Genomic DNA, 24,099 nt, shown 5'->3' with positions numbered 1-24,099 from the left:
TCCAACCCACAAAAACGCCACTGCCAGCCGCCATTGGTAACGGCTTGGCTTACCGCAACTACCTAACCTTTTTGAAAATGATCAAAATCAGGCTCATACAGATGGGGAAACCAATTAATACAGCTGAATACATGGAATCCATAGACTCTCGCATATCAGCTAATATCGCAAAATGGTATTCAACTGGCACTGTTTTATCAGATAAAAAAACCATTCTTTCCTTATCTTGAACATGTCCAAAAGAAAAAAGAGCAATACTTATCAAATAAAAAAAAGAGACAAGGAAGATACTGAACCATCGAATAAACGTCTTGCATTTACTTGTTAACATCATGCATCCCTTCTAATAACCCACCAACAGTACCACCAGAATAAGGTGATATTTTACCTATACCAGAAACAACCTCGGAGACGACCCTTAACGCGGTATCTTCGCTTATCGGTGTGTAGTTATCGGTATTCGGGTACTGCTTTCTAAACTCATTGGTCATATCAACAACAAGCATGGATGACTCACCGCTTTTTCGTTCTAAATACCGCTGTAGCGATACCGGCACGGCAAAATCTTCTTCGTAATTAATCCGTATCTGAGTGTGAGTGGTATATCCTCCCTCAAATACTTGTGATCCCGCGACCTTCACGCCCTTTTTTGTATGCGTTGTACAGTTAACCCCTGTCACATCATATTGATCGACTGTACGGCCATTTCTTTTAGTGCTTTCTCCCATCTTGATTGTTTCTTTCACTTTGCCCCCTGAGCGCCATAGCTTTTCAAAGTACAATCGAGCAATCGTAGGATCCGCATCTGTAATAAGAAAAACCTTAGCTTCTGTTTGGTACAGCTCTTCTCGGTAATATGTTCGCGCATCTTCAAACTGCAAAAAATTTAAGATGCCATCACCGACAGCCCCTGCAACACCAGACCGTCTACCGAATCGACCATAAGTGAAAACAGAAGCATTATTACCCTCATGCACAGAGACAAAGGCGTGACCTGTACCCTTAATTTCTGTCCAGATAAATACACCGTTCTCTAACGGGTTATTTTCTTTTTTGCACTCTTGAATTTGATTAACCCATTCCCCTTTTGAAGGCGTGAGGTAAATCGGGTCATCTCTGAAGTAATTTGTTGGTTCGGGCTTAATATTTTCCCGTGGGTTACGCCACAGCCCTAACCCGCGGCCGTACTGCATAAATTTATCGTGTTCCACTCAACCAACTCCATTTGGTTTCATCGTCACTGAATGGTGTATAGCACAAGGCGGGATCGCTCCCGCCTCGTTTCTGTTTACCTTATTTACTGCTAATTACTCACCGCTCTTTATTCACAGTATTGGCGCAGCGAGTCCTGCTTTTCTGGCAGCAGACGATACAGATAAACCGGGCGACCGGTAGAGCCGTACAGGATATTGGTGGTCAGGATGCCGGTATCGGACAGATAGATCAGGTATTTACGGCAGGAGACGCGAGAAATACCAATCGCATTCGCCAGCATTTCGGTAGAGAACTCAATGCCCTGATTGCCTTCAATCCACTCACAAACGGTACGCAACGTCAGGCTGGTCAGCCCTTTCGGCAATTTCTTACGTTCGCTAACCGTGCTGCTGCTGGTACGGCGAATCAGGTTATCAATATCCGACTGCCCAACAAAATCGCGGTGTTTGAACAAATTCGCCTCTTCGCGATAAGCGGTCAGCGCCTGTTCGAAACGCGAGAACTGGAAAGGCTTAATCAGATAATCCACCACGCCGTAGTGCAGCGCTTTTTTGATGGTATACACATCGCTGGCAGAAGAGATGATGATGACGTCCGTTTTCTCACTAAATTCACGGATAGTCGGCAGCAGGTCCAGTCCATTATCCTGCTGCATATAAATATCCAGCAGTACCAAATCGATTTCCGAGTCAGGTTGCATCAGCAGGTTTCGCGCCTGCTGCAACGTGGGGACGGTCGCATAGCAGCTAAATCCAGAAACCTGGTTCAGATAAGATTTGTTAAGCTCTGCAACCATGGCATCGTCATCAACAATCAGTACATTAATCATGGTCAAACAGCCTTGCTTGATAAGGAATAGTAACGAAAAACTGGGTGTACACCTCAGGTTCTGATTCAAACTCGATAGTGCCGCCAATCTTCTCCAGACTCTGCTTGGTCAGGTACAGGCCGATACCGCGCCCGCTGCCTTTGGTAGAGAATCCCTGTTCATAAATGCGCGCCTGACTCTCCGGTGAAATGCCGGGGCCGTCATCCCCCACGGTACAGTGAAGGCGGCCATTCTGATGATGGAAGCTCACGCTGATTTCGCAGTTTTCCTGCCGATCAATCGCGTCCATCGCATTCTCAATCAGGTTACCCAATACGGTAATCAATTCATTCGTGGCATCGACATCATCGGTATCCGGCAGCAGACTCTCCTCGCTGATGGAGAGCGTGATGCCGAGATCGCGTGCGCGGTTGATTTTACCCAACAGGAAGCCGGCAATCACTGGCGATTTCACTTTACGAATAATCGAACCAATTTCCGCCTGATAATTATTGGCGGTCTTCAGGATATACTCTTCCAGTTGCGAGTAATATTTTAAGTGCAGCATCCCCAGGATAACGTGCAGCTTGTTCATAAACTCGTGCGACTGCGCCCGCAGCGCATCCGCATAGTAGGACATCCCGCTCAACCGTTGCAGCAGCTGGCTGATCTCCGTTTTATCACGGAATGTCGCAATCGCGCCGATAATGTCGCCCTTCACAAAAACCGGAACGGTGTTGGTCAGCAGCAGGTGACCGTTAAAGTTAATCTCTTCATCGCGTCGTGGTGTACCGCTCTCCAGTACCTGTTTCAGGTGCAGATGTTCAAGCCATTGTTCGCTAACGCGTTCGGCTGGCTTCGGAGCCGGCGTTTCACTGCCCTGCGGCTTATTCTGCCGGAAAAGCCGTCGCGCCTCATCATTGATGACCGTAATCCGGCCATGCTGATCGACCGCGATAACGCCTTCTTTGATGTGTTTGAGCATCGCGTTACGCTGTTCAAACAGGTTCGAGATCTCAAACGGCTCGAATCCCAGCATAATGCGCTTAAGCACCTTCACCAGAATCAACGTGCCCAGCCAGCCGACCAGCGCTCCTGCCAATAGCGTCCAGGGAATCATCCAGCGGTTATCGCTGATCACCTTCTGCACGCTGGTTAAGGCAATACCAAGCGCGACGACGCCAACCTGCTTATGGTTGCTGTCGAAAACCGGCGTAAAGACCCGTAGCGCGGGATCGAGCGTACCTCGGTTGATGGAGGTATTTTCCATGCCCAACAGCGCCGGATAGATATCCCGACCGGCAAAATGCTCGCCTATTCTTTCCGGTTCTGGGTGGCTATGGCGCACTGTATCCATGTCCGTGACGGTGACGAAGAGCAGTTGATTACGCTGGCGGATCGCCTCCGCAGCAATCTGCACTTCCTCCGGTCGGCCAATTCCTTTCAGTTCATCAATAACCACAGGAGAGGACGCAAATGTGCGCGCAATGGCAAAGGCTTTTTCTCGCAGATGATCTTCTGAAAGCTGATTAATGCGAAAAAACAGCAAGGAATAGACCACCAGCAACACCGCGCCAAGCACAACCGACACCATCAGAAACACCGATGTTCCCAGCTTTAGCGGTGCCTTTTTCTTGCCCATGTCACTCTCCGAAACCACCATCATCACACCGTTATCTTATACTGTTTCGTCGCGTTTCGCGTGCCGTGAGTGCATACGCCCCGTCACAAGGACAGGGCGTAGGCTTGAAGAAAGGAAATCGGGCTTAATGTTGCGGTACATTTTTTGTGTCAGGAATGTTTCGCATCAGGAAAGCCAGCAGTACTGCGTTTACCAGAAACCGAGCAGTTTCCACCACATTCCGCCAACACCCAGCCAGATAGGGATGATGACCAGACTGACCAGGAAACCGATCTTCCACCAGGTTCCCAGCGGCACGTAACCGGTGCCGAACAAAATCGGTGCCGGACCACTGGAGTAGTGGGTCGTGGACATAAACAGGTTACTGAAGATACCGAATACCAGTACGGTCAGCATCGGCGGCGCACCAGCGGCCAGCGCGATAGAGACGAAAATCGCATACATGGCACTGATGTGGGCAATCGCACTCGCCATCAGGTAGTGGCTGTAGTAGTAAACCAACAGCAGCAGACCCAGCATTGGCAGCCAGTGCATCCCGCTGACCGCATTACCGGCCAATCCGCCCAGCCAGGCAATCAGGCCCATCTTGTTGAGCTGGCCAGCCAGCGTCATCAGTACGGCAAACCACACCACGGTGTGCCAGGCTTCTTTCTCACTGACCACATCGTCCCAGGTCAGCGCACGGCTGAGCAACAGCACGCTCAGGCCCGCCAGCGCGGTCAGGGTTGCATCGATATTCAGCGTGGAACCCAGCACCCAGAACGTCACCAGACCCAGGAACACGCCCAGTACCACCCACTCGTCGCGGGTCATTTTGCCCATTTCACGCAGTCTTTCGACGGCGATCGCACGCATTTCTGAGGTTTTCTTCAGTTCAGGCGGATAGAAACGGTAGATCAGGTAAGGAATCAGCGCCAAAGACAGGAAGCCCGGCAGCAATGTCGCCAACGCCCAGTCCGTCCAACTGATGTGAATACCAAACTGAGAAGCCAGCTTCGCCACCATCGGGTTACCCGCCATGGAGGTCATGAACATCGCGGAAGTCACGGCGTTACACTGGAAAATGGACTGCACCAGAAACGCACCAATACGACGCTGCGTGCCTTTTTCCGGCGTGGAGTCATAGGCTTCGGCAATGGACCGGAACAGCGGGGTGATGATCCCGCCGCAGCGTGCAGACGTAGAAGGCATCGCCGGAGCGAACATCAGGTCGGTAAACACCAGACCATACGCCAGACCGAGAGAGCTATTCCCCAGCTTGCTGATGAACAGCAGACCAATGCGTCGGCCAAAGCCGGTTTTGATAAAGCCGCGAGAGATAAAGAAGGCGCAGGCGATCATCCAAATGGTGGGATCGCTAAAGCCCGCCAGCACATCTTTAATGGGTAATAACCCTAATATGGCGACCGAGGTCAGGCTGAACATCGCCATCGCGCCAAGCGGGTAAGGAGAGAGAATCAGACCGACAACCGTGGCAATGAAAATCGCCATCAGATGCCAGGCATCGGGTTTAACCCCATCAGGAACCGGCAATAACCATAAGCCACCGGCAATACAAAGGATAACTAGAAGCTTTATCAACCTGCTGTTATTCGCAGACATAAGAACACCACTCTTCATTAAAACGGATTCTGTATTCCCCGTCATACTTCGAGTCACACTCAAATTATTCAGGAGATATTCACGACGGATGTCCCGTGCGGAGGAGTGGGTATTTCGTTATTCTTCCTTCGTCACCCTGCTGAAAACAACGCAACAGGAATCATCTGCGGAAAAAAAAGACGAGAAAACAAGGGTTCAGGGTGCTTTTCTCGTCTTATCAAATCAAGTGATTAATGAAGAGATAGTATTATAATGCGCCTACAAAATAGCGTAACTTTAGTTACTAAAGGGGTTCATTAATTTATTTAAGAAACCATCACGGTTTTAATTCCCCGATAAAAAACCCTTAAAATTCAATAATAATTGACATTTAAAGAACATAAAATTAACGAAATTAACGACAAATAAATGATAAAAAAACCTTATATATAATAGTGGAAATATAATTCTTTTCCAGACAGTCAGTTATCCATTCCTTATTTTTTCACTCAGGTATTCCACTATTCAAAAATAAAGAAATAAATCGCCATTATTCGGCGAGAAAATAGTAGTTTTTATCCAGCTGATAACATTTAGAGGGTCAGGAACAGTACGGCTAGTAACTGCGGCGACATAATTCGCAGAAACATCGCCAACGGATAAACCGTCGCATAAGACAATGCCGCCGCACCGCTGGTCGGGTGTAGCCCATTGGCAAACGCCAGCGCAGGCGGATCGGTCATGGAGCCCGCCAGCATGCCGCACAGCGTCAGGTAGTTCATCTTACCCAGCGTTCGCGCCAGTATGCCCACAAGCAGTAGCGGCACAATGGTAATCAGCGCACCATAGCCAATCCACCACACCCCGTCGCCGTCCAATAACGTCTCGACGAAGTCGCCGCCGGATTTCAGCCCCACCACCGATAAGAACAGCACAATGCCGAGTTCACGCAGTGCCAGGTTCGCGCTGGGCGGCATAAACCAGTGAAGTTTACCAATCCCGCCAATGCGCCCCAGCACCAGCGCGACCACCAGCGGCCCCCCCGCCAGCCCAAGCCGCAGCGCGACGGGAAAGCCGGGAATCATCAGCGGTACTGACCCCAGCAGGACACCTAACCCAATGCCGATAAAGACGGGCAGCATCTGTACCTGCTGGAGTTTTTGCTGCGCGTTTCCCACGATATCCGCGACGGCATCAATCGCCGCTTTTCGTCCGACCAGATTCAGAATATCGCCAAATTGCAGGCTGGCCTGATTGCTGGCGACCAGCTCGACGCCCGCACGATTCAGGCGCGAGATCACCACATCATAGTTTTGCTTCAGATTCAGCTCGCGAATCTTGCGTCCCAGCACCTTCTCATTCGTCACCACCACGCGTTCAACGTGAAGATCCGTGCCGCGCGTCGAGAGCGACGTCTCAACTTCATTACCAATGACCAGACGCGCTTGTTCCAGATCGTTTTTCGCACCAACCAGATGCAGGTAATCGCCCAGTTGGATCAGCGTCTGCGGCGACGGCACCATCAGTTCATCGCCGCGTTTCAGGCGGGAGCAGACGATGGTGTCGCGGTTCAGAATCGGCACATCCTGAATCGCCAGCCCTTGCAGATTGGTATTCGTCACCGACACATTCATCGTGTGCAGTTGCTCATGATTCAGACCATTGCTGACTTCAAACTGCTTTGCCTCGTTCTCCACCGCCACGCGAAACAGGACGCGCATCAGCCACATCACCAATAGAATGCCGCAGATCCCCAGCGGGTACGCCATTGCGTAGCCTGTTCCCATCTGGTTAACCAATGCCGAACTCGACCCAAGATCGGTCAGAATCTGTTGACCCGCGCCGAGCGAAGGCGTGTTGGTCACCGCACCGGAGAAAATACCGAGGATAATGGGCAAAGGAATATTAAGCAGCTTGTGCAGCAGCACGGTCACCACGCAGCCGAGGAACACCGTCAGCAGAGCAAACGCATTGAGGCGCAGGCCAGATACCCGTAGAGAGGAAAAGAAACCCGGCCCGACCTGAATGCCAATGGTATAGACAAACAGGATCAGCCCGAACTCCTGGATGACGTGCAACATGTCATCATTCAGTTGAATCTGGTACTGATGGGCAACATGCCCGACGATGATCCCACCGAACAGGACCCCGCCAATCCCTAAACCGACGCCGTAAATCCGCCAGTTGCCGATCCATAACCCCAGAACCGCCACCAGCGCCAGCATACTCACAGTAAGTGCGATATCACTCATGCCCATATCCTTTGCGGACGTTTTTATTGGGAAATGCCACTACCGCTACACTCTAAATAATTCGAGTTTCAGGCTGGCGGCAAGAGAAGGACAAATTCGTCGGGAACGAATTTGACCAGCCCACGGCTGGCCTTCGGTGAGAGACAGGACGTCTCTCATTTCATCACGATGAGCTTACTCAAGTAAGTGATTCGGGTGAGTAAACGCCGCCAACGCACATGCAACTTGAAGTATGACGAGTATATTTTGATTCTGGCAGAATGCCGGAGAGGGAAACGTGGCGGGCAACACAAAAGCGCGCCCGTAATGATACGAGCGCGGGAAATCATCAAACGAATGACATGGATATCGCGTTATGACGCATCGTCAGCAGGTTGCTGGTTCAAGGCCGGACGACCACCGCCGATGGCGATACGCTGAGGCTGCAAGGCTTCCGGCACGTCACGCACCAGATCGATATGCAGTAGGCCATTTTCAAAATGTGCATCGGACACATGCAGGTGTTCGGCCAACGTAAAGCTCAGCGTGAAAGGTTTAAACACCAGCCCCTGATGCAGATATTCCACGGCTTTTTCGGACGGTGCCGGGCTGCCTTTCACCGTCAGGCGCGGGCCTTCCACTTCAATATCCAGATCGGCTTGCCGGAACCCCGCCAGTGCGAGCGTGATGCGGTAGTGGTTGTCGTCTTTCTTCTCGATATTATACGGAGGAAAATCAATCGGTTCCTGGCTGCCCTGCATTGAGCTGGCTAATTTGTCAAAACCGATCCACTGACGCAGTAAAGGTGATAAGTCGTAGTTACGCATAATATGACTCCTTCTAAGAAGCGAGATAAGTGATGCCCTTGTGGGCGTACCTTATGCCAGCCACGATGCCATAGCTGGCGTCGTCCCCATTCGGCAGACGAAGCATTCATTCATAGCGCTGCCGTTTCAGGCAATGCGCGATTCGTGCAAATAACGTGATGTTGGTTTACTTGATTTCAATCCGACGCGGCTTCATCGCTTCCGGCACGATACGTTCGAGATCGATATACAGCAGCCCGTTTTCCAGATTGGCGCCTTTTACCTGAATATGTTCGGCCAGTTGGAATTTACGCTCGAAGTTGCGCTCAGCAATCCCCTGATACAGGTAGTTGCGGGCAACCTGCTCACCGGCGTGGGCACCTTTTACAATCAATAAATTGTCGTGCGCGGTGATGTCCAGTTCCTGCTCGGCGAAGCCAGCGACAGCAATCGCAATGCGGTATTGGTTCTCGTCAACCAGTTCGACGTTGTAGGGAGGATAGCCGCCGTTACTCTGGGTCTGGCCGGTTTCTAATAGATTGAACAGGCGATCGAAACCAATAGCAGAACGGTACAGTGGGGAAAAATCGGGGTTACGCATAAAACAGCCTCCTAAACATGCAGCGAGGATTTATTTTTACCTTCCTTATAAGGACAGGTTCACAGCCGAGACAGATACCCTGACGGCGTATCGTTTTTTTCCGGCTTATTATCAATATGGTGACCCCCCTCAGACTTTCAAGAGGCAAAAAGGAAAAATCGCTGGGTTTCATGCAATATTCACTCACACTGCGGGCGTTATCACATACACTCAAGATAGGCAGGCTCTGGAACCCGCTCTGGCAGCGGTTCTTAATGGACAGGAATATGACCTTACTGAAAAGTGCGTTGTTCTCTTTCATCATTACCGGTAGCGGTGCGGTGGCAACCAGCGGTTGCTCCAGCGTGATGACGCATACCGGAAGCGATCAGGGATATTATTCCGGCACGCGCGCCAGTGTGGATATGTTGCGTGACGACGATACCAGTTGGGCCATGATGCCGCTGGTCGCTATCGACCTGCCGTTCTCGGCGGTGGCTGACACGCTGCTGCTGCCCTACGATTACTACCGCACAGGCAGCGATAAGAACAAACTGTCGACGCGCGAGCGCATTTCGCACAGTGAAGAGCAAAACCAGACCGCCAGTTCACAACTCGCCACTATGCCGCATAGCACTATGCCTCATAACACCATGCCTCATAATCAGCTTTGATAGCACCGCACTCGCCATGAACTCGCGCGTACCGGTTACGCCGTTGCCACGACGAAAAGCTGATTAAAACCGTCAATCTCCCGCATATACGCAATCTGTTTCCCATCAGGGGAAAAGACCACAGCATCCGCACTCGGTGCGCTGTCCGTCCGCGCCGTCAGTCGAGCAAGCTCCCCGCTTTTCGCATCACACAGCATGATGCTGTTGTCACACACAAACGCCAGAGAACGCCCGTTCGGGTGCCAGTTAAAGGCAGACTGTACACCGTGTTCCGTGCGCGTTACCTGTCTCGGTTCACCGCCGTTCGGAGAAATCATCCACAGCTGCACCACGCCAGCCTCATCCCGCATCAGGAAAGCAATCTCACTGCCGTCGGGCGAGGCTCGCAGCCAATGGCGCGGCTGATTCACCAGACCAGGATAACGGCGCTGATGTGTAAACGTTAAACGCCGTTGCTGCACGCCTGCTGGCGGCGCAGGCATTGACGTTGCCGTGCCAGCCAGTGGCGCATCACCCGTTTTGGCGTACTCTTCCAGCGCCTCCGGCAAGTCGACGATAAAAATCTCAGGCACCGTTGTCCCGTCCGCCGCCTGCGTATCGCCAATAAACGCCAGCGCCCAGCGCTGCCGCGAGCCATCCTGTCGGATATAGCCCGCCGTTCCTACCCAGCCTTCTTCATAGGCGCGATTGATCTCATCGCTGTCGGGCTGCGGTTGCGGCGTCGTTCTACTGACCAGCACACAATAGTGGCTGCCGTCATATTCTCGCGGATGGCTTTTCTCAACCATAACACCCTGTAACGGCACGGCTACGCCCACGTTACGCAAGTTCAAGGCAGGATCATGCTCATGCAGTACATGGTCGTTATAGGTAAAACTCAGGCGGCTGGCATCCGGGCTGAAGACGTGGACATGCGTGCCACCGCGCAGCGCACCAGCCTGATAAGGCGGCGTAATGGAGAAGGCATCAAGCGTGACGGCTTCATCATGCTGACGATCCGCCACTATCGTTCCACGGCGATGGTGAAAATCATACTGCCACTCGCTATCCGGATTTTCCGGCCCGTGGATAAAAACATAGCGCAGCGGTTCCCGCGGGCTACAGGTCACCACGCCCACATGCGCCCCCGCCGTTGCCCGATAAACTACCTCGGTTTTGCGGCTTTTCAGGTGTACTCGCTCAATGGTCAGCCCTGTGAATGAAGATCCATAAGGCCGAACGTCATAAACCAGCCACTCTCCATCACATGACCAGCAATTAATGTTGGTAAGTTGATGACCAGCAGCATTAAACGTTAGTTGAACATCAATAGACAAGACATCACCCCACCTATTCAATATCAGTCAATAGTTTGTAAATCAATTTCAATTTTATGTATAACTCATTGTTTTTTATTTAAAAAAAACAAACAATAAGCGATGTTTTCATTCAAAAAAATAGAAAGACTCTCTCAATAACATCCGTTTTTTAATTCATTAGCATCGGCGTAACATTCTTCCTATCGAAAGGGCAGCCCCCTTTCACCTATCAAACAGAAAAGGATAAGACACCATGAAAAACGTAAAAACCATCGCCGCTGCTGTTGTTCTCGCTACCATGACTTTCGGTGCTTCTGCTGCTGAATACGTATCTGCTTCTCAGGCTCAGAACCTGGAAAAAGTGGGCGTCGTTACCGCGACGGCTCAGGACCTGAGCTCACTGCAAGCTCAGCTCGCAGCGAAAGCAGAAAAAGCGGGCGCTAAAGCTTATACCATCACGTCTGCAACCGGTAACGATCAGCTGCGTGGCTCTGCGGTAATCTACAACTAATCGTTGTTTACCCTGAATGTTTATCCCGCTATGCCATTATAGAAACACCTGAAAAACATCGCGTATTACCCTCTTTCCGGCTTGCCTCCTCATCAGGGCAAGCCGTTTTTTTATGTGTGATTTTTATGTGGAAGGGAGACTGTGGGGAAGCTGGAAGGACGATTAATACGGTGTGGCAGAGTGCCACACCGACGTGGATAAAGCCTTACGACGTTGAACCTTGAAAGCCATTCTCGGCCGCTGTCGCCGCGAACCATTTTCCACTTTTCTTCACCGTGCGCTTTTGCGTTGCCAAATCCAGCTGCACAAAACCATAGCGATTCTTGTAAGCATTCGACCACGACCAGTTATCGATAAACGTCCACATATGGTAGCCGAGACAGTTGCTGCCTTCCGCGATCCCTTTGTGTACATACTTCAGGTGTTCGCGGACAAAATCGATGCGGTAATCATCCTGAATCTGACCGTTGGCGTCGAAACGCTGTTCGTTCTCGACGCCCATGCCGTTTTCCGAAATAAAGCAGCGTGGATTGCCGTAATTCACCCGCAGGTTGGTCAGAATGTCATAGATACCCGGTTCGTAAATTTCCCAACCGCGATAGGGATTCATTTTTCGTCCCGGCATGTCATAGCTGGAAAAGAACCACTCGGGCATAAACGGACTATCGGGATTGACCAGACTGTCGCGGCATTGGATTCGGCGCGGCTGGTAGTAGTTAATCCCCAGCAGATCGACAATCCCATCGGCCAGCAGCGCGCGATCGTCAGGTTGGCAGCTCGGCAGTTGGCCGTATCGATGCAATAGATCGACCAGTTCCTGCGGGTATTGGCCCCTCAGCGCGGGATCGAGGAAGCTGCGGTTAAACATCAGATCGGCGATGTTGGCGGCTTTCACATCAGCCGGATGTTGGGAACGCGGGTAGGAAGGCGTCAGGTTGAGGATAATGCCGATTTCCCCACCCTGAGACTGCTCGCGATACGCCCTCACCGCCAGCGCATGCGCCAGCATCGTGTGGTACGCCACCGTTGCAGCACGCTTGAAGTCCACCACATTCGGGTAGTGGAAATCATACAGATACCCGCCTTCCACCGGCACCACCGGCTCATTGAACGTAAACCAGTGTTTTACCCTGTCGCCAAACAGGCGGAAGCAGGTCGCCGCATAGCCCGCATAGGCCACGACCACCGCCCGATTTTCCCAGCCACCCAGCCGCTGCATCACCATCGGCATATCAAAATGGAACAGATTGATAAACGGCGTGATGCCCTGCGCCAGCATTTCATCAATGATCTGATTATAAAACGCCACCGCCTGCGGATTCGGTTCACCGACGCCATCAGGAATCAGCCGCGCCCAGGAGATCGACGTTCGGAACGTGTTGTGATTCAGCGTCTTCAGCAGCGCGATATCTTCACGCCAGTGCTGATAAAACGTGGAAGTATCCGCCGGCCCTACCTGCTGGTGAAAACGGCCGGGCTGCGTGGCAAACCACTCGTCCCACACGGTGGCGCTTTTACCATCGTTGAGGCTTTCGCCTTCCGTTTGCGGTGCCGAACTGGCGCTACCCCACCAAAAATTCGCGGGAAAGCGAAAATCGTTCTGAAGATGATCGTGCATACGTTCCTCTCTGCTTCACTCGTGTTTATGCGCTGGCGCTGGCTTCGCCTGCGGCCTGCTGTTGTTTCTCCTGCTCCTGTTTGAGCAACGTGCGCTCATAGACTTTCAGGAACGGGTAATACATCGCGGCCGACATCACCATGCAGAGCAGACACATGATCACTGGGCTGAACGCCCAGTTCGCCGCCCATGATGCACCAATTGGCGCAGGCGTCGTCCACGGCGTCAGGGAAACCACCTGCGCGATCCAGCCGAGCTTCGTCGCCGTATAGGCAATGACAGCATTGACCATCGGCACGAAAATAAACGGCAGGAATAGCAGCGGGTTCATGATGATCGGTGCACCAAACAGAATCGGCTCGTTGATGTTGAAAAAGCTCGGCACCACGCCCATACGGCCAATCGTACGCAGATGAGCCACGCGGCTACGCAGCAGCAAAAAGGCCAGCGGCAGCGTGGAGCCGACCCCGCCGATCAACAGGTAGTGATCCCAGAATCCCTGCAAATAAATATGCGGCAGCGGCGCACCGGCCGAAAGCGCAGCCTGGTTCAGCGCCAGGTTGGTCATCCAGAACGGGTTCATGATCCCGGTGACGATCAGCGCGCCGTGAATCCCGGCAAACCACAAAATCTGGCAGATGAATACCGAAATCAGAATCGCGGGCAGCGAATCCGACGCCGAAATCAGCGGTGCCAGCAGGTGCATGATGGCTTCTGGGATAATCATGCCAGTTGCGGACTGGATGAACAGGTTAAACGGATGCAGCGTCGCGACGATGACCAGCACCGGAATGAGGATTTCAAACGAACGCGCGACGCCAGTCGGCACCTCTTTCGGCAGGCGAATCGTGATGTTGCGTTTCTTCAGCCAGGCATACACCTCACCCGCATAAATCGCGGTCAGAATCGCGGTAAAAATCCCTTCCCCCGAGAAGTACTGGGTGGAAATTTGCTTCTCCTGATAAGGCGCGGCCACCAGCAAGAATGCCATCAGTGCCAGCAGGCCGGTCATGATCGGATCCAGCTTGTAATGCTTGCCAAGGCTGGCCCCAATCCCCACCGAGATAAAGAAGGTCATGACCCCCATACTGAGGTAGTACGGCAGCATCAGCTGTTCACGGTAGGCAATGGAGAAATCGAGCCACGCGCGGGCAAATCCCAGCGTGGTATCCGGTGCAAACGGCGGGAAGATAAACACCAGCATAAACGAGCCGATGATCATGAAAGGCAACGCGGCGATAAAACCATCACGAATCGCGATGATATGGCGTTGTTGCCCTACCACACCTGCCAACGGGGTAATTTTTTTCTCGATGATATTCACCATCGACTGATAGAGGCCACTCATAGCGGTTGTCCTGATTTTTCGATCAGTGAAAAGGCAAAATCCAGTACGTTGTCACCGCGCTGCATACCGTAATCCATCATGTCTATCGCTGCCACGGGCACGCCTTTTCCCTCGGCTTTCTCCTTGAATGACGCCAGCATATATTTCACCTGTGGCCCCAGCAGCACAACGTCATACTTCCCGACTTGCTCGTCAAACTCATGGGCGGCGTAGGCGGCAATCTCAACGTCCAGACCACGTGCGCTGGCCGCCTCCTTCATCTTTCGCATTAAAAGGCTGGTGGACATCCCAGCGGAACAACAAAGCATGATCCTTTTCATTTTCAACACCCCGTCGTACGTACGTTATGAATAAAAAACGTCATCAATAAAAGCATCGTGAATAAACACGGTCATTGGACATACATCCATTGGAAACACGCCTATGGAAACACAACGGAAACCGTTTTCCATGAAAAAAAACAATATATGAGAATGGGTTCACGAAATGATAGACATTGCGGGAAACAATGTGAGGCAGGTCATGTAAAACGTATTTCAGATGTGAATGACGGGTAAAACCTACTATTGCAGCGCTTATTACGCTAAGTGTACTGATTTCAGGCATTTTCTACTTTTGGCTATAAAAACGACAAATTGAGATTTAAAAAGCCCACCGTCCCCCTGCTATGTTTATCACCTGATGTTGCATTTTCTCGCTGTATTTTAATTTTTCGTTATAAGGGAGAGGCCATAAGCATGTCATTGATGATGAAACAATCGGTCACGGAAGGACGTGGAGAAAGCGCGTCATTATGGAACAACGTGACGGCGTGGCTGCGCCAGCTCCCCGCCATTCTGGCCGCTGGTGCCGTGCTGCTCATGTCCACTGCCCATGCGCAGGACAGCGTACCGACGCAGCTACGCGTCGGTTATCAGAAAGGTTCGGTCAGTCTAGTACTGGCAAAATCGCACCAGCTGTTGGAAAAGCAGTTCCCCAACACCAAAATCAGCTGGGTTGAATTCCCCGCTGGGCCGCAAATGTTGGAAGCACTCAATGTTGGCAGCATCGATCTAGGTGGCACCGGTGACATTCCCCCTATTTTTGCGCAGGCCGCCGGCGCTGACCTGCTGTATGTCGGCGTGGAACCACCTAAACCTCAGGCCGAAGTGATTCTGGTGCGGGAAGACAGCCCAGTGAAAACCGTTTCCGACCTGAAAGGTCGCAAAGTCGCCTTCCAGAAAGGCTCCAGCGCGCACAACACGCTGCTGCGGGCGCTGCAACGCGAGGGGCTGAAATTCACCGATATCAAACCGACCTACCTGACCCCAGCTGACGCCCGCGCGGCCTTCCAGCAAGGCAACGTCGATGCATGGGCAATCTGGGATCCCTACTATTCTGCCGCACTGCTGGAAGGCGGCGTCCGCGTGCTGATCGACAGCAGCGGGCTGGAGAAAACCGGCTCCTTCTATCTGGCTGACCGTCCTTACGCCGAGGCGCACGGCACCTTTATTCGTCAGGTGCTGGACGTGCTGACCAAGGCGGATGCCTTAACGATCAGCGACCGGGCGCAAAGCGTCACGCTGCTGGCAAACGCGGTAGGGCTGCCGGAAAAAGTGATTGAAACGGCGCTCGATCATCGCCCACCGACCACCGTCGAACCGCTGGATGCCGCCACGATCAAGGCACAGCAATCCACCGCCGACCTGTTTTATGAAAATCGTCTGGTGCCGGTGAAGGTCAATATCGCAGAGCGCGTCTGGCGTCCTCAGGCGAACTAATCCGCCTATCGCACACATTTTTGCTTACCCCAAACAAGACTGTTCAAGGAGTTCACACCATGAGTCTTAACGTATTCTGGTTTCTGCCCACCCACGGAGACGGTCGCTATCTTGGTAGCACCGAGGGCGCACGTCATGTTGACTATAGCTATCTGCAACAGGTGGCACAGGCCGCCGAGCGACAAGGATTTGGCGGCGTGCTGCTGCCGACGGGGCGCTCATGCGAAGATTCCTGGCTCGTTGCGGCCTCGCTCATTCCGGTGACGCAGCGGCTGAAGTTTCTCGTCGCCCTGCGCCCCGGCGTGATTTCCCCCACCATCGCCGCGCGTCAGGCCGCCACGCTGGACAGGCTGTCTAACGGACGCGCGCTGTTCAATCTGGTGACTGGCGGTGATCCGGAAGAGCTGGCTGCCGAAGGGCTGTTCCTCAGCCATGAAGAACGCTACGAAGCCTCGGCGGAATTCACCCATATCTGGCGCAGATTGCTGGAAGGCGAAACCGTCGATTTCGCAGGCAAACACATTCAGGTCAAAGACGCCAAGCTGCTTTACCCGCCCGTGCAACAGCCGCGTCCACCGCTCTACTTTGGTGGATCTTCCGAGGCAGCACAGAATCTGGCAGCAGAACAGGTCGATCTCTACCTGACGTGGGGTGAACCGCCTGAGCAGGTTAAAGAAAAGCTGGCGGAAGTCCGCGCCAAAGCGGCGGCACAGGGGCGTGAGGTTCGTTTCGGTATTCGCCTGCACGTTATCGTGCGGGAAACCACCGAGGAAGCCTGGCAGGCTGCCGATCGGCTGATTTCCCATCTGGACGAAAAAACCATTGCCGACGCACAGGCGGCGCTGGCGCGTTTCGATTCTGTCGGGCAACAGCGCATGGCGGCCCTGCACGACGGCAAAAAGGACAAACTGGAGATCAGCCCAAATCTGTGGGCAGGCATCGGTCTGGTACGCGGCGGCGCAGGCACAGCGCTGGTTGGCGATGGCCCAACGGTGGCCGAACGCATTCAGGAATACGCCGATCTCGGGATTGATACCTTTATTCTGTCCGGCTATCCGCATCTGGAAGAGGCGTATCGCGTGGGCGAACTGCTGTTCCCACACCTCGATCTGGCGCAGCAACCCACACCGCTGCATACGGTGAACACTGCGGGAGAGCTGATTGCTAACCGCTATGTGCCGCGCAAAGTCTCGCAAAGCTGAGGAATCGATCATGGCAAGAACGCTCTCTTCACTGGCACAGCGGTTTGCGCCTTTCCTGCTCCCCGTGACGCTACTGGTCGCGTGGCAGATCTCCGTCGAATTTGGCTGGCTATCCAACCGGATTCTACCTGCGCCCAGTTCGGTGATTACCGCAGGCTGGTCGCTCATCACTAGCGGCGAACTGTGGCAGCATCTGGCTATCAGCGGCTGGCGCGCCCTGATCGGGTTTGCTATCGGTGGCAGCATCGGATTGGTGCTCGGTTTTATCACTGGGCTATCACGCTGGGGCGAGCGTCTACTGGACAGTTCGGTGCAGATGATCCGCAACGTTCCCCATCTCGCCCTCATTCCGCTAGTGATCTTGTGGTTTGGCATTGATGAGGCGGCCAAAATTTTTCTGGTCGCGCTGGGTACGCTGTTCCCGGTTTATCTCAACACCTATCACGGCATTAAAAACATCGATCGCGGCCTGCTGGAAATGGCGCGTAGTTATGGCCTTTCCGGTATTAGCCTGTTCTCTCAGGTGGTGCTGCCCGGTGCGCTACCGTCCATCATGGTCGGTATCCGCTTTGCGCTGGGCTTTATGTGGCTGACGCTGATCGTCGCAGAAACCATTTCTGCCAACTCCGGCATCGGCTACCTTGCCATGAACGCCCGCGAGTTCCTGCAAACGGACGTGGTGGTGGTCGCCATCATCCTTTACGCCCTGCTCGGCAAACTGGCCGATATCAGCGCTCAGGGGCTGGAGCGCATTTGGCTGCGCTGGAATCCGGCTTATCAAACCTCATCGGGGGACGCATCATGACCGCTGTTACCGATTCTGCAACGCAGTCCCATTCACCGTCGCCGCTCACCAAGGGGACGCCGCTGACGCTCGATGCCATCACCAAGCACTACGGCCACCGCACCGTGCTGAATGACGTACAACTGCGCATTCCGTCCGGGCAGTTTGTTGCCATCGTCGGGCGTAGCGGCTGCGGCAAAAGCACCCTGCTGCGCTTGCTCGCCGGGCTGGAAGCGGCCAGCAGCGGCGAACTACTAACCGGTACCGCACCGCTCAGCAGCGCGAAAGACGACACGCGACTGATGTTTCAGGAAGCGCGGCTGCTGCCGTGGAAAAAGGTGATCGATAATGTCGGACTAGGGCTGCGCAGCAACTGGCGTGAAAAAGCGCAGGAGGCGCTGGTCTCAGTCGGGCTGGCGGATCGCGCTAACGACTGGCCGGCGGCGCTGTCCGGTGGTCAGAAGCAGCGCGTCGCGCTGGCGCGTGCGCTCATTCATCATCCGCGTTTGCTGCTGCTGGATGAACCGCTGGGGGCGCTGGATGCCTTAACCCGCATCGAAATGCAAAGCCTGATCGAAAATCTGTGGCTCCAACATGGGTTCACCGTGCTTCTAGTGACGCACGATGTGTCCGAAGCCATTGCGTTGGCCGACCGAGTTATTCTGATTGAAGAAGGCCGCGTAGGGCTGGACATCACGGTCGATTTACCCCGACCACGGCGTCGCGGCTCGGCAAAGCTGGCGGAACTGGAAGCCCGCGTGCTGGAGCGCGTACTGGCACCCACCTCACCGCCGTTACCTCAGCAGGCAGCGATATAACCGTCATTCTGGCGATCGAGATAGTGTATCTTATCGCCAGATTTAACATCAAAAATATTGACAGATATTCTCAAAACACTCCGTTTTTCCTTCTCTCTGCATCGGCGTAATATCCTCTTCATCGAAAGGAAATGACCTTTCACTCCAAACAACATTGAACAGGATACATCACATGAAAAACGTAAAATTCTTCGCCGCTGCTGTCGTACTTTCTACTCTGTCTTTCGGTGCTTTCGCTGCCGATCAGGTGTCTTCACAACAGGCGCAGAGTCTGGAAAAAGTGGGTGTAGTCACCGCAACGGCACACAGCCTGGATTCACTGCAAGCGCAACTGGCTCAGAAAGCAGAAAAAGCGGGTGCCAACGCCTTCACCATCACCTCTGCTACCGGTGATAACCAACTGCGCGGCACTGCCATCATTTACAAATAATGCGCACAAAAAGACAATCAAAAAATTAAACGGACTTTCCTCAATCAAGAGGAAAGTCCGTTTTTACATTCAGTGTTACGCCTGTTCCAGTACGAAATGCCCTTCCCCGACCTGCTTATAGCGGCGTGCGGGAGGGTGGAAATCGGGGGCGCGTACCGGGCTGCGCAGTTCATCATTGGTGATATTACGCACCGGACGGGTATCTGGATCAGGCACGGGCACCGCAGAAATCAGACGTCGAGTGTAATCATGCTGCGGATTATCGAAGATCGCCGAACGTGGCCCGATCTCCACGATTTCACCGAGATACATCACCGCTACGCGGTGGCTGATGCGTTCGACCACCGCCATATCGTGCGAGATAAACAGGAATGACAGCCCCAGCTTCTGCTGGAGATCCAGCATCAGGTTGATGACTTGCGCCTTGACGGACACATCCAGCGCCGATACCGATTCATCAGCAATAATCACTTTCGGCTCCAGCGCCAGTGCGCGGGCAATACACACGCGCTGCCGCTGCCCGCCGGAGAACTGATGTGGGAAACGCGAGGCCATATCGCCGGATAAACCCACCTGTTCCAGCAGCGCGCTCACTCTTGCACTCACATTCTGTCGGGTCGCCAGACCGTGCAGCAGCATCGGTTCAGCGATAGCTTCCCCTATCCGCATGCGCGGGTTCAGGCTTTCATACGGATCCTGAAACACCATCTGAATCTGCCGCCGCGAATCCGTCAGCTCATGCTTATCCGCCGTCAGGATATTTTTTCCCAGCAAATGAATGTCGCCACTGACGGCGTCGTTGAGGCGAATAATCGACCGACCAGTAGTGGATTTACCGCAACCCGACTCCCCAACCAGCGCGAGCGTTTCTCCTGGCCAGAGATCGAACGAGACATTCTCCACCGCGTGAACGCGCCCCGACAGCCGACGGAAAAATCCTGATCGGATATCAAATCGAGTAACCAGATTTTTTACCGTCAGCACCGGCTCCTCGCCCGAAACGGTATTCACCGCCTCCGGCACTGGCTGGCGCTCGCCCGTCTTGAGGTCGACCAGCGGGAAGCGCTGCGGCCACGCGCTGCCGGACATCGATCCGAGCTTAGGCACGGCAGACAGCAGCATGCGGGTATAGGGCTGTTGCGGATGGTGGAAGATCTCCCGCGTGACGGCGTTTTCCACCATTTCGCCCTGATACATCACCAGCGTGCGGTCGGAGACTTCCGCCACTACGCCCATGTCGTGGGTGATAAACAGCACCGACATCCCTTCTTCTTCCTGAAGGGTTTTTATCAGCGTCAGAATTTGCGCCTGAATCGTGACGTCCAGCGCCGTCGTCGGCTCGTCGGCAATCAGCAGTTTCGGGTGGCAGGCCAACGCAATCGCGATCACCACGCGCTGGCGCATCCCGCCGGAGAAGCTCTGCGGATATTCGTTCAGCCGTGATTTCGCCGCCGGAATACGGACTTTTTCCAGCAGGCGCACCGCTTCGGCACGTGCTTCGGCTTTGCCCATGCCTCGATGGCGACGCAGCACTTCTGTAATCTGGTAGCCAATCGGCAACACCGGATTCAGGCTGGTCATTGGCTCCTGGAAAATCATGCCGATGCGGTTGCCGCGCACATCCTGCATCGCTTTATTAGGGAGCGACAGCAGTTCGGTGTCACCAAAATGAATCTGACCTTCAACCCGGCTTTGGCCAGGTGGCAGTAAGCGCATGATGGATTTCGCCATCACGCTTTTCCCTGAACCAGATTCTCCCACCACGGCGACCGTCTCTTTCTCGCCAATCGTGAAGGACAAATCCCGCACCACGTTCATCCACTCGCCGTTCACCTGAAAGGCGGTGGTCAGATGCGAAACGGACATAATCGGCGCTGTCATGTGTTCGTTACCCCTTATTCCTATGGGCGTTCCCACAGATTAATTCCGCGGGTTGAGGATATCGCGCAGCGCATCCCCGACCAGATTGATCGCCACAATCAGCAGCAGCAGCGTCAGCCCCGGAAAGAAGCTGATCCAGTAATCGCCCGACATCAGGTATTCAAAACCGTTTGAGATCAGCAGCCCCAGCGACGGCTCCGTCACTGGCAGCCCGATCCCCAAAAACGAGAGCGTGGCTTCCAGCATGATGGCGTAGGCGATGCGCATCGTTGCCACCACGATCAGGGGTGCCAGACAGTTCGGTAAAATATGGCGAAACAGGATACGGCGGTTGGAGAGCGCCATGCTGCGCGCCGCGTCCACGTAGCTGCGGCGACGCTCCACCAGTGCCGAACCGCGAATCGTCCGCGCGTAGTAAGCCCACTGGGTCACCACCAGCGCCATGATGATCTTATCGACCCCTTGCCCCAGCACGGCCAGCAGGATCAGCGCAATCAGGATCGGCGGGAAGCTAAGCTGAATATCCACGATACGCATGATCGTGGCATCCGTTTTTCCACCGACGTAGGCGCTAATCAGCCCCAGCGAGGCACCAATCAGCAGCGCAAGCACTGCACTGGAGAAGCCCACGATCAGGCTGATGCGGGTGCCGTACAGAATGGCGCTGAACAGGTCGCGCCCTTGATCGTCCGTCCCCAGCCAATACGTCATGCCCGCCATGCTCTGTGCTCCCGGCGCAAGCCGGCCATCCATAATGTCGAGCTGCATCAGATCGTAGGGATTCTGCGGCGACAAAAGCGGGGCAAGCAGCGCCAGCAGCACGAAAATCGCCAGCATGATCAGCCCACACAGCGCTAGCCGATCGTTGATCAGCGCCATCATAACGCGCATCACCGGATGGGCCGTTTTTTGCACGGCAGCGGGCTGGTGTATCGTATTCCCTGTCATCCCTTGTCTCCTCCCAGCCGCACGCGCGGATCGACCAGCACATACAGCAAATCAACCAGCAGGTTAATCACGCTGAACATCACGACAGTAATCATCAGATAAGCCAGGATAACCGGACGGTCGAGCACGGCGATCGAGTCGATAATCAGCTTACCCATGCCCGGCCAGGCATAAATGGTTTCCGTGACCACGGCGAACGCGATCAGCGATCCCAGCTCCAGCCCCAGCACGGTAATCAACGGAATCAGCGTGTTGCGCAGCACATGAACCAGCACAATGCGGGTTTCCGACAGCCCTTTAGCACGAGCAAACTGTACATAATCCTGTTGCAGACACTCCATCACGCCCGCACGCATTAGGCGGATAACCAGCGAGATTTTAAACAGTGCAAGGTTAAACGCGGGTAAAAGCAGGTGTTCGAGACCATCGCGAGTCAGAAAACTGAATGGAATACCGAAGAGATCGTGAGTATCGCCCCGGCCAGAGGACGGCAACCAGCCGAGCTTCACGCTGAACAGCATGATCATCACCAGCCCGATCCAGAACGTGGGCAGGCTAAAGCCCAGGATGGAAAAGGTCATGATGGATTTGGACACCGCGCTGTCCGGCTTCAGGCCAGCGTAAATCCCCAGCGGAATACCGACAACCAGCGCCATCACGAACGCGACCATCGCCAGTTCGAGCGTGGCGGGCATGCGCTGAAAAATGAGCGTCAGCGCGGGTTGGTTAAAGATAAACGAGTTGCCCATGTCGCCCTGAAAGGCGTTCCAGACAAATAGCCCGTACTGTTCCCAGACGGGCTTATCCAGACCAAAGGACTGAATCACCGCCAGCCGTTCCGCTGGCGTGGCCGTCGCACTCAACAGCATATCGACCGGATTACCGACCATGTAAACACCTACAAACACCAGCACCGACATAACAGCAAGCGTCAGCAGCGTTTGTCCGATTCGGCTCAGCAGGTAGGCGACCATCAGCGCTCCTCAGATCCATTGATTGCTTCAACATCATTGATTGTTTCAGAGCCATAGCAACGCAGGCGATCGGCAATCAGCCCGAGGAATCCTTGTTCGTCGATTTCCCGCATGATCAGCGCATTCTCCGGCTCGCTCAGTTTGTGATAAAAATCGGCGAACGCGTAACCCGCCGTCTTACCGGAAACTTCTACCCCTACGTGAGCGCGTTTTGACTTGAACAGCTCAGGTTTCAACAGCCACGCAATGACGGTCGCATCATGAATCGGTCCACCTTCACGGCCAAAGCGCTCCACCTCGCTACGATCAAACATGCGCAGCAGTGCGGCCATCGCCTTACCCGGCGCACCGCCGCTGCGTGCGATATCATCAACCTGTGAAGTCTGAATCAATGCCTGAAAGGTCACATCCAGCGGCATGATGACAATGGGAACGCCAGAAGAAAAAACGATTTCCGCCGCATGTGGATCGGCATAAACGTTAAAATCCGCCCACGGTACGCGATTCCCCATTGCGGTAAAGGCACAGCTCATGGACACAATCTGTTTAATGCCGCGTGCGACATCAGGGTGGAAACACAGCGCCAACGCCAGATTCGTCAGTGGGCCGAGTGAACAAATGGTGATCGGGTTATTGTCGGCCGCCGCCTGACGCGTCATCCGCACCAAAAAATCGACGGCGTGTTCCTCTTCCGGCGACAACGTGCTTTCTGGCACCCACTCAGAGGTGAACTTGCCGATATGGGCGTACTTACCGAACACCTGATCGCGGAGGAGTGGGCGCGAAGCGCCAGCAAAAATCGGCACATCGGTTCTGCCCGTCACCCCCACCACATTGCACGCATTCGGCAGCGTGGCAGCAAGCGGTACATTACCTGCCACAACGGTAATCCCGAGTACATCCAGTTCAGGTGAAGCCAATGCCAGCCAGATGGCTATCGCATCATCAACGCCGGGGTCAGTATCAATAATTATGCGTTCTCGAACCATG

Annotated in this window: 22 protein-coding genes; 7 read left to right on the top strand and 15 right to left on the bottom strand. The window is 53.9% G+C overall.

Annotated features, from left to right (window positions below; genetic code table 11):
* Positions 1-317: 317 nt before the first annotated feature.
* The 7 genes from EO763_RS00215 to ibpA all read right to left on the bottom strand — a co-directional run bounded on the left by EO763_RS00215 (position 318) and on the right by ibpA (position 8,884).
* On the bottom strand, positions 318-1,211 hold the full coding sequence (locus EO763_RS00215; protein WP_103157867.1) for a hypothetical protein: 894 nt from the start codon (positions 1,209-1,211) through the stop codon (positions 318-320).
* A 110-nt stretch (positions 1,212-1,321) separates the two neighbouring features.
* Positions 1,322-2,044: a two-component system response regulator DcuR gene (gene dcuR, locus EO763_RS00210; RefSeq protein WP_010281107.1), complete on the bottom strand. Its 723-nt coding sequence runs from the start codon at positions 2,042-2,044 to the stop codon at positions 1,322-1,324.
* The gene (locus EO763_RS00205) at positions 2,037-3,665 is read right to left on the bottom strand and encodes a sensor histidine kinase (protein WP_039493788.1); all 1,629 of its coding nucleotides are present in this window, start codon (positions 3,663-3,665) and stop codon (positions 2,037-2,039) included. The genes dcuR and EO763_RS00205 overlap by 8 nt, the downstream gene beginning before the upstream one ends.
* 189 nt (positions 3,666-3,854) lie before the next feature.
* Positions 3,855-5,267 (bottom strand): anion permease, encoded by a 1,413-nt coding sequence (locus EO763_RS00200; RefSeq protein ID WP_039533541.1) that lies wholly within the window; start codon positions 5,265-5,267, stop codon positions 3,855-3,857.
* A 572-nt stretch (positions 5,268-5,839) separates the two neighbouring features.
* Positions 5,840-7,498, bottom strand: coding sequence for a putative transporter (locus tag EO763_RS00190; RefSeq protein ID WP_161527726.1), 1,659 nt, complete (start codon positions 7,496-7,498; stop codon positions 5,840-5,842).
* Between the two features lie 353 nt (positions 7,499-7,851).
* Positions 7,852-8,304 carry a small heat shock chaperone IbpB gene (gene ibpB, locus EO763_RS00185; RefSeq protein ID WP_039533543.1) on the bottom strand — a complete coding sequence of 151 codons (453 nt, stop codon included), beginning with the start codon at positions 8,302-8,304 and terminating at the stop codon, positions 7,852-7,854.
* A 166-nt stretch (positions 8,305-8,470) separates the two neighbouring features.
* Positions 8,471-8,884 carry a small heat shock chaperone IbpA gene (ibpA, locus tag EO763_RS00180; protein WP_005976748.1) on the bottom strand — a complete coding sequence of 138 codons (414 nt, stop codon included), beginning with the start codon at positions 8,882-8,884 and terminating at the stop codon, positions 8,471-8,473.
* 266 nt (positions 8,885-9,150) lie between these two features.
* Between ibpA and EO763_RS00175 the strand changes: the two genes are divergently transcribed.
* The gene (locus EO763_RS00175) at positions 9,151-9,537 is read left to right on the top strand and encodes a YceK/YidQ family lipoprotein (protein WP_161527725.1); all 387 of its coding nucleotides are present in this window, start codon (positions 9,151-9,153) and stop codon (positions 9,535-9,537) included.
* A gap of 35 nt (positions 9,538-9,572) precedes the next feature.
* On the opposite strand, the gene EO763_RS00170 is transcribed toward EO763_RS00175, so the two are convergent.
* Positions 9,573-10,853 carry a YidR family protein gene (locus EO763_RS00170; protein WP_208851973.1) on the bottom strand — a complete coding sequence of 427 codons (1,281 nt, stop codon included), beginning with the start codon at positions 10,851-10,853 and terminating at the stop codon, positions 9,573-9,575.
* Between the two features lie 235 nt (positions 10,854-11,088).
* On the opposite strand from EO763_RS00170, the gene bhsA (EO763_RS00165) reads away from it, so the two are divergent.
* On the top strand, positions 11,089-11,346 hold the full coding sequence (bhsA, locus tag EO763_RS00165; protein ID WP_161527724.1) for a multiple stress resistance protein BhsA: 258 nt from the start codon (positions 11,089-11,091) through the stop codon (positions 11,344-11,346).
* A 205-nt stretch (positions 11,347-11,551) separates the two neighbouring features.
* On the opposite strand, the gene EO763_RS00160 is transcribed toward bhsA (EO763_RS00165), so the two are convergent.
* From EO763_RS00160 to EO763_RS00150, 3 genes are read right to left on the bottom strand one after another with little or no spacing between them, the layout of a single operon-like run.
* On the bottom strand, positions 11,552-12,964 hold the full coding sequence (locus EO763_RS00160) for a glycoside hydrolase family 1 protein (protein WP_161527723.1): 1,413 nt from the start codon (positions 12,962-12,964) through the stop codon (positions 11,552-11,554).
* Positions 12,965-12,989: 25 nt separating this feature from the next.
* Complete coding sequence (locus tag EO763_RS00155; protein ID WP_161527722.1) at positions 12,990-14,312, bottom strand: PTS sugar transporter subunit IIC; 1,323 nt, start codon at positions 14,310-14,312, stop codon at positions 12,990-12,992.
* Positions 14,309-14,632, bottom strand: coding sequence for a PTS sugar transporter subunit IIB (locus EO763_RS00150; protein ID WP_029367717.1), 324 nt, complete (start codon positions 14,630-14,632; stop codon positions 14,309-14,311). Before EO763_RS00150 ends, EO763_RS00155 begins: the two co-directional genes overlap by 4 nt.
* A gap of 429 nt (positions 14,633-15,061) precedes the next feature.
* On the opposite strand from EO763_RS00150, the gene EO763_RS00145 reads away from it, so the two are divergent.
* The 5 genes from EO763_RS00145 (at position 15,062) to bhsA (EO763_RS00125) (ending at position 19,306) form a co-directional block, all read left to right on the top strand.
* Positions 15,062-16,072 carry a sulfonate ABC transporter substrate-binding protein gene (locus EO763_RS00145; RefSeq protein ID WP_425281368.1) on the top strand — a complete coding sequence of 337 codons (1,011 nt, stop codon included), beginning with the start codon at positions 15,062-15,064 and terminating at the stop codon, positions 16,070-16,072.
* 59 nt (positions 16,073-16,131) lie between these two features.
* Positions 16,132-17,274 carry an FMNH2-dependent alkanesulfonate monooxygenase gene (ssuD, locus tag EO763_RS00140; protein WP_161527720.1) on the top strand — a complete coding sequence of 381 codons (1,143 nt, stop codon included), beginning with the start codon at positions 16,132-16,134 and terminating at the stop codon, positions 17,272-17,274.
* A 10-nt stretch (positions 17,275-17,284) separates the two neighbouring features.
* A complete protein-coding gene (ssuC, locus tag EO763_RS00135) occupies positions 17,285-18,079 on the top strand; it encodes an aliphatic sulfonate ABC transporter permease SsuC (RefSeq protein WP_161527719.1) in 795 nt (264 codons plus the stop codon).
* Positions 18,076-18,876, top strand: coding sequence for an aliphatic sulfonates ABC transporter ATP-binding protein (gene ssuB / locus EO763_RS00130; RefSeq protein WP_161527718.1), 801 nt, complete (start codon positions 18,076-18,078; stop codon positions 18,874-18,876). The genes ssuC and ssuB overlap by 4 nt, the downstream gene beginning before the upstream one ends.
* A 172-nt stretch (positions 18,877-19,048) precedes the next feature.
* On the top strand, positions 19,049-19,306 hold the full coding sequence (gene bhsA, locus EO763_RS00125) for a multiple stress resistance protein BhsA (RefSeq protein ID WP_039493767.1): 258 nt from the start codon (positions 19,049-19,051) through the stop codon (positions 19,304-19,306).
* Between the two features lie 75 nt (positions 19,307-19,381).
* Here the strand turns inward: bhsA (EO763_RS00125) and EO763_RS00120 are convergent, their stop codons facing one another.
* Genes EO763_RS00120 through EO763_RS00105 form a run of 4 tightly spaced genes read right to left on the bottom strand, consistent with a single transcriptional unit; the run spans position 19,382 to position 24,098 of the window.
* Positions 19,382-21,187 (bottom strand): ABC transporter ATP-binding protein, encoded by a 1,806-nt coding sequence (locus EO763_RS00120; protein WP_161527717.1) that lies wholly within the window; start codon positions 21,185-21,187, stop codon positions 19,382-19,384.
* 39 nt (positions 21,188-21,226) lie between these two features.
* On the bottom strand, positions 21,227-22,135 hold the full coding sequence (locus EO763_RS00115; RefSeq protein WP_103862388.1) for an ABC transporter permease: 909 nt from the start codon (positions 22,133-22,135) through the stop codon (positions 21,227-21,229).
* Entirely contained in the window at positions 22,132-23,109 is a 978-nt protein-coding gene (locus EO763_RS00110; protein ID WP_103943231.1) for an ABC transporter permease, read from the bottom strand. Before EO763_RS00110 ends, EO763_RS00115 begins: the two co-directional genes overlap by 4 nt.
* Positions 23,109-24,098 carry a nucleoside hydrolase gene (locus EO763_RS00105; RefSeq protein ID WP_161527716.1) on the bottom strand — a complete coding sequence of 330 codons (990 nt, stop codon included), beginning with the start codon at positions 24,096-24,098 and terminating at the stop codon, positions 23,109-23,111. Before EO763_RS00105 ends, EO763_RS00110 begins: the two co-directional genes overlap by 1 nt.
* Position 24,099: the final 1 nt, after the last annotated feature.

Source organism: Pectobacterium odoriferum, assembly GCF_009931295.1.
Lineage (GTDB): Bacteria > Pseudomonadota > Gammaproteobacteria > Enterobacterales > Enterobacteriaceae > Pectobacterium > Pectobacterium odoriferum.
The sequence above is the reverse complement of the archived record's forward strand: the minus strand, read 5'-3'. Positions and strand labels throughout refer to the sequence as shown.

Excerpts from the sequence above, each read along its gene's own strand:
- dcuR (WP_010281107.1), bottom strand. The coding sequence starts at position 2,044 with ATGATTAATGTACTGATTGTTGATGACGATGCCATGGTTGCAGAGCTT.
- EO763_RS00205 (WP_039493788.1), bottom strand. The coding sequence starts at position 3,665 with ATGGGCAAGAAAAAGGCACCGCTAAAGCTGGGAACATCGGTGTTTCTG.
- EO763_RS00200 (WP_039533541.1), bottom strand. The coding sequence starts at position 5,267 with ATGTCTGCGAATAACAGCAGGTTGATAAAGCTTCTAGTTATCCTTTGT.
- EO763_RS00190 (WP_161527726.1), bottom strand. The coding sequence starts at position 7,498 with ATGAGTGATATCGCACTTACTGTGAGTATGCTGGCGCTGGTGGCGGTT.
- ibpB (WP_039533543.1), bottom strand. The coding sequence starts at position 8,304 with ATGCGTAACTACGACTTATCACCTTTACTGCGTCAGTGGATCGGTTTT.
- ibpA (WP_005976748.1), bottom strand. The coding sequence starts at position 8,884 with ATGCGTAACCCCGATTTTTCCCCACTGTACCGTTCTGCTATTGGTTTC.
- EO763_RS00175 (WP_161527725.1), top strand. The coding sequence starts at position 9,151 with ATGACCTTACTGAAAAGTGCGTTGTTCTCTTTCATCATTACCGGTAGC.
- bhsA (WP_161527724.1), top strand. The coding sequence starts at position 11,089 with ATGAAAAACGTAAAAACCATCGCCGCTGCTGTTGTTCTCGCTACCATG.
- EO763_RS00160 (WP_161527723.1), bottom strand. The coding sequence starts at position 12,964 with ATGCACGATCATCTTCAGAACGATTTTCGCTTTCCCGCGAATTTTTGG.
- EO763_RS00155 (WP_161527722.1), bottom strand. The coding sequence starts at position 14,312 with ATGAGTGGCCTCTATCAGTCGATGGTGAATATCATCGAGAAAAAAATT.
- EO763_RS00150 (WP_029367717.1), bottom strand. The coding sequence starts at position 14,632 with ATGAAAAGGATCATGCTTTGTTGTTCCGCTGGGATGTCCACCAGCCTT.
- EO763_RS00145 (WP_425281368.1), top strand. The coding sequence starts at position 15,062 with ATGAAACAATCGGTCACGGAAGGACGTGGAGAAAGCGCGTCATTATGG.
- ssuD (WP_161527720.1), top strand. The coding sequence starts at position 16,132 with ATGAGTCTTAACGTATTCTGGTTTCTGCCCACCCACGGAGACGGTCGC.
- ssuC (WP_161527719.1), top strand. The coding sequence starts at position 17,285 with ATGGCAAGAACGCTCTCTTCACTGGCACAGCGGTTTGCGCCTTTCCTG.
- ssuB (WP_161527718.1), top strand. The coding sequence starts at position 18,076 with ATGACCGCTGTTACCGATTCTGCAACGCAGTCCCATTCACCGTCGCCG.
- bhsA (WP_039493767.1), top strand. The coding sequence starts at position 19,049 with ATGAAAAACGTAAAATTCTTCGCCGCTGCTGTCGTACTTTCTACTCTG.
- EO763_RS00120 (WP_161527717.1), bottom strand. The coding sequence starts at position 21,187 with ATGACAGCGCCGATTATGTCCGTTTCGCATCTGACCACCGCCTTTCAG.
- EO763_RS00115 (WP_103862388.1), bottom strand. The coding sequence starts at position 22,135 with ATGACAGGGAATACGATACACCAGCCCGCTGCCGTGCAAAAAACGGCC.
- EO763_RS00110 (WP_103943231.1), bottom strand. The coding sequence starts at position 23,109 with ATGGTCGCCTACCTGCTGAGCCGAATCGGACAAACGCTGCTGACGCTT.
- EO763_RS00105 (WP_161527716.1), bottom strand. The coding sequence starts at position 24,098 with ATGGTTCGAGAACGCATAATTATTGATACTGACCCCGGCGTTGATGAT.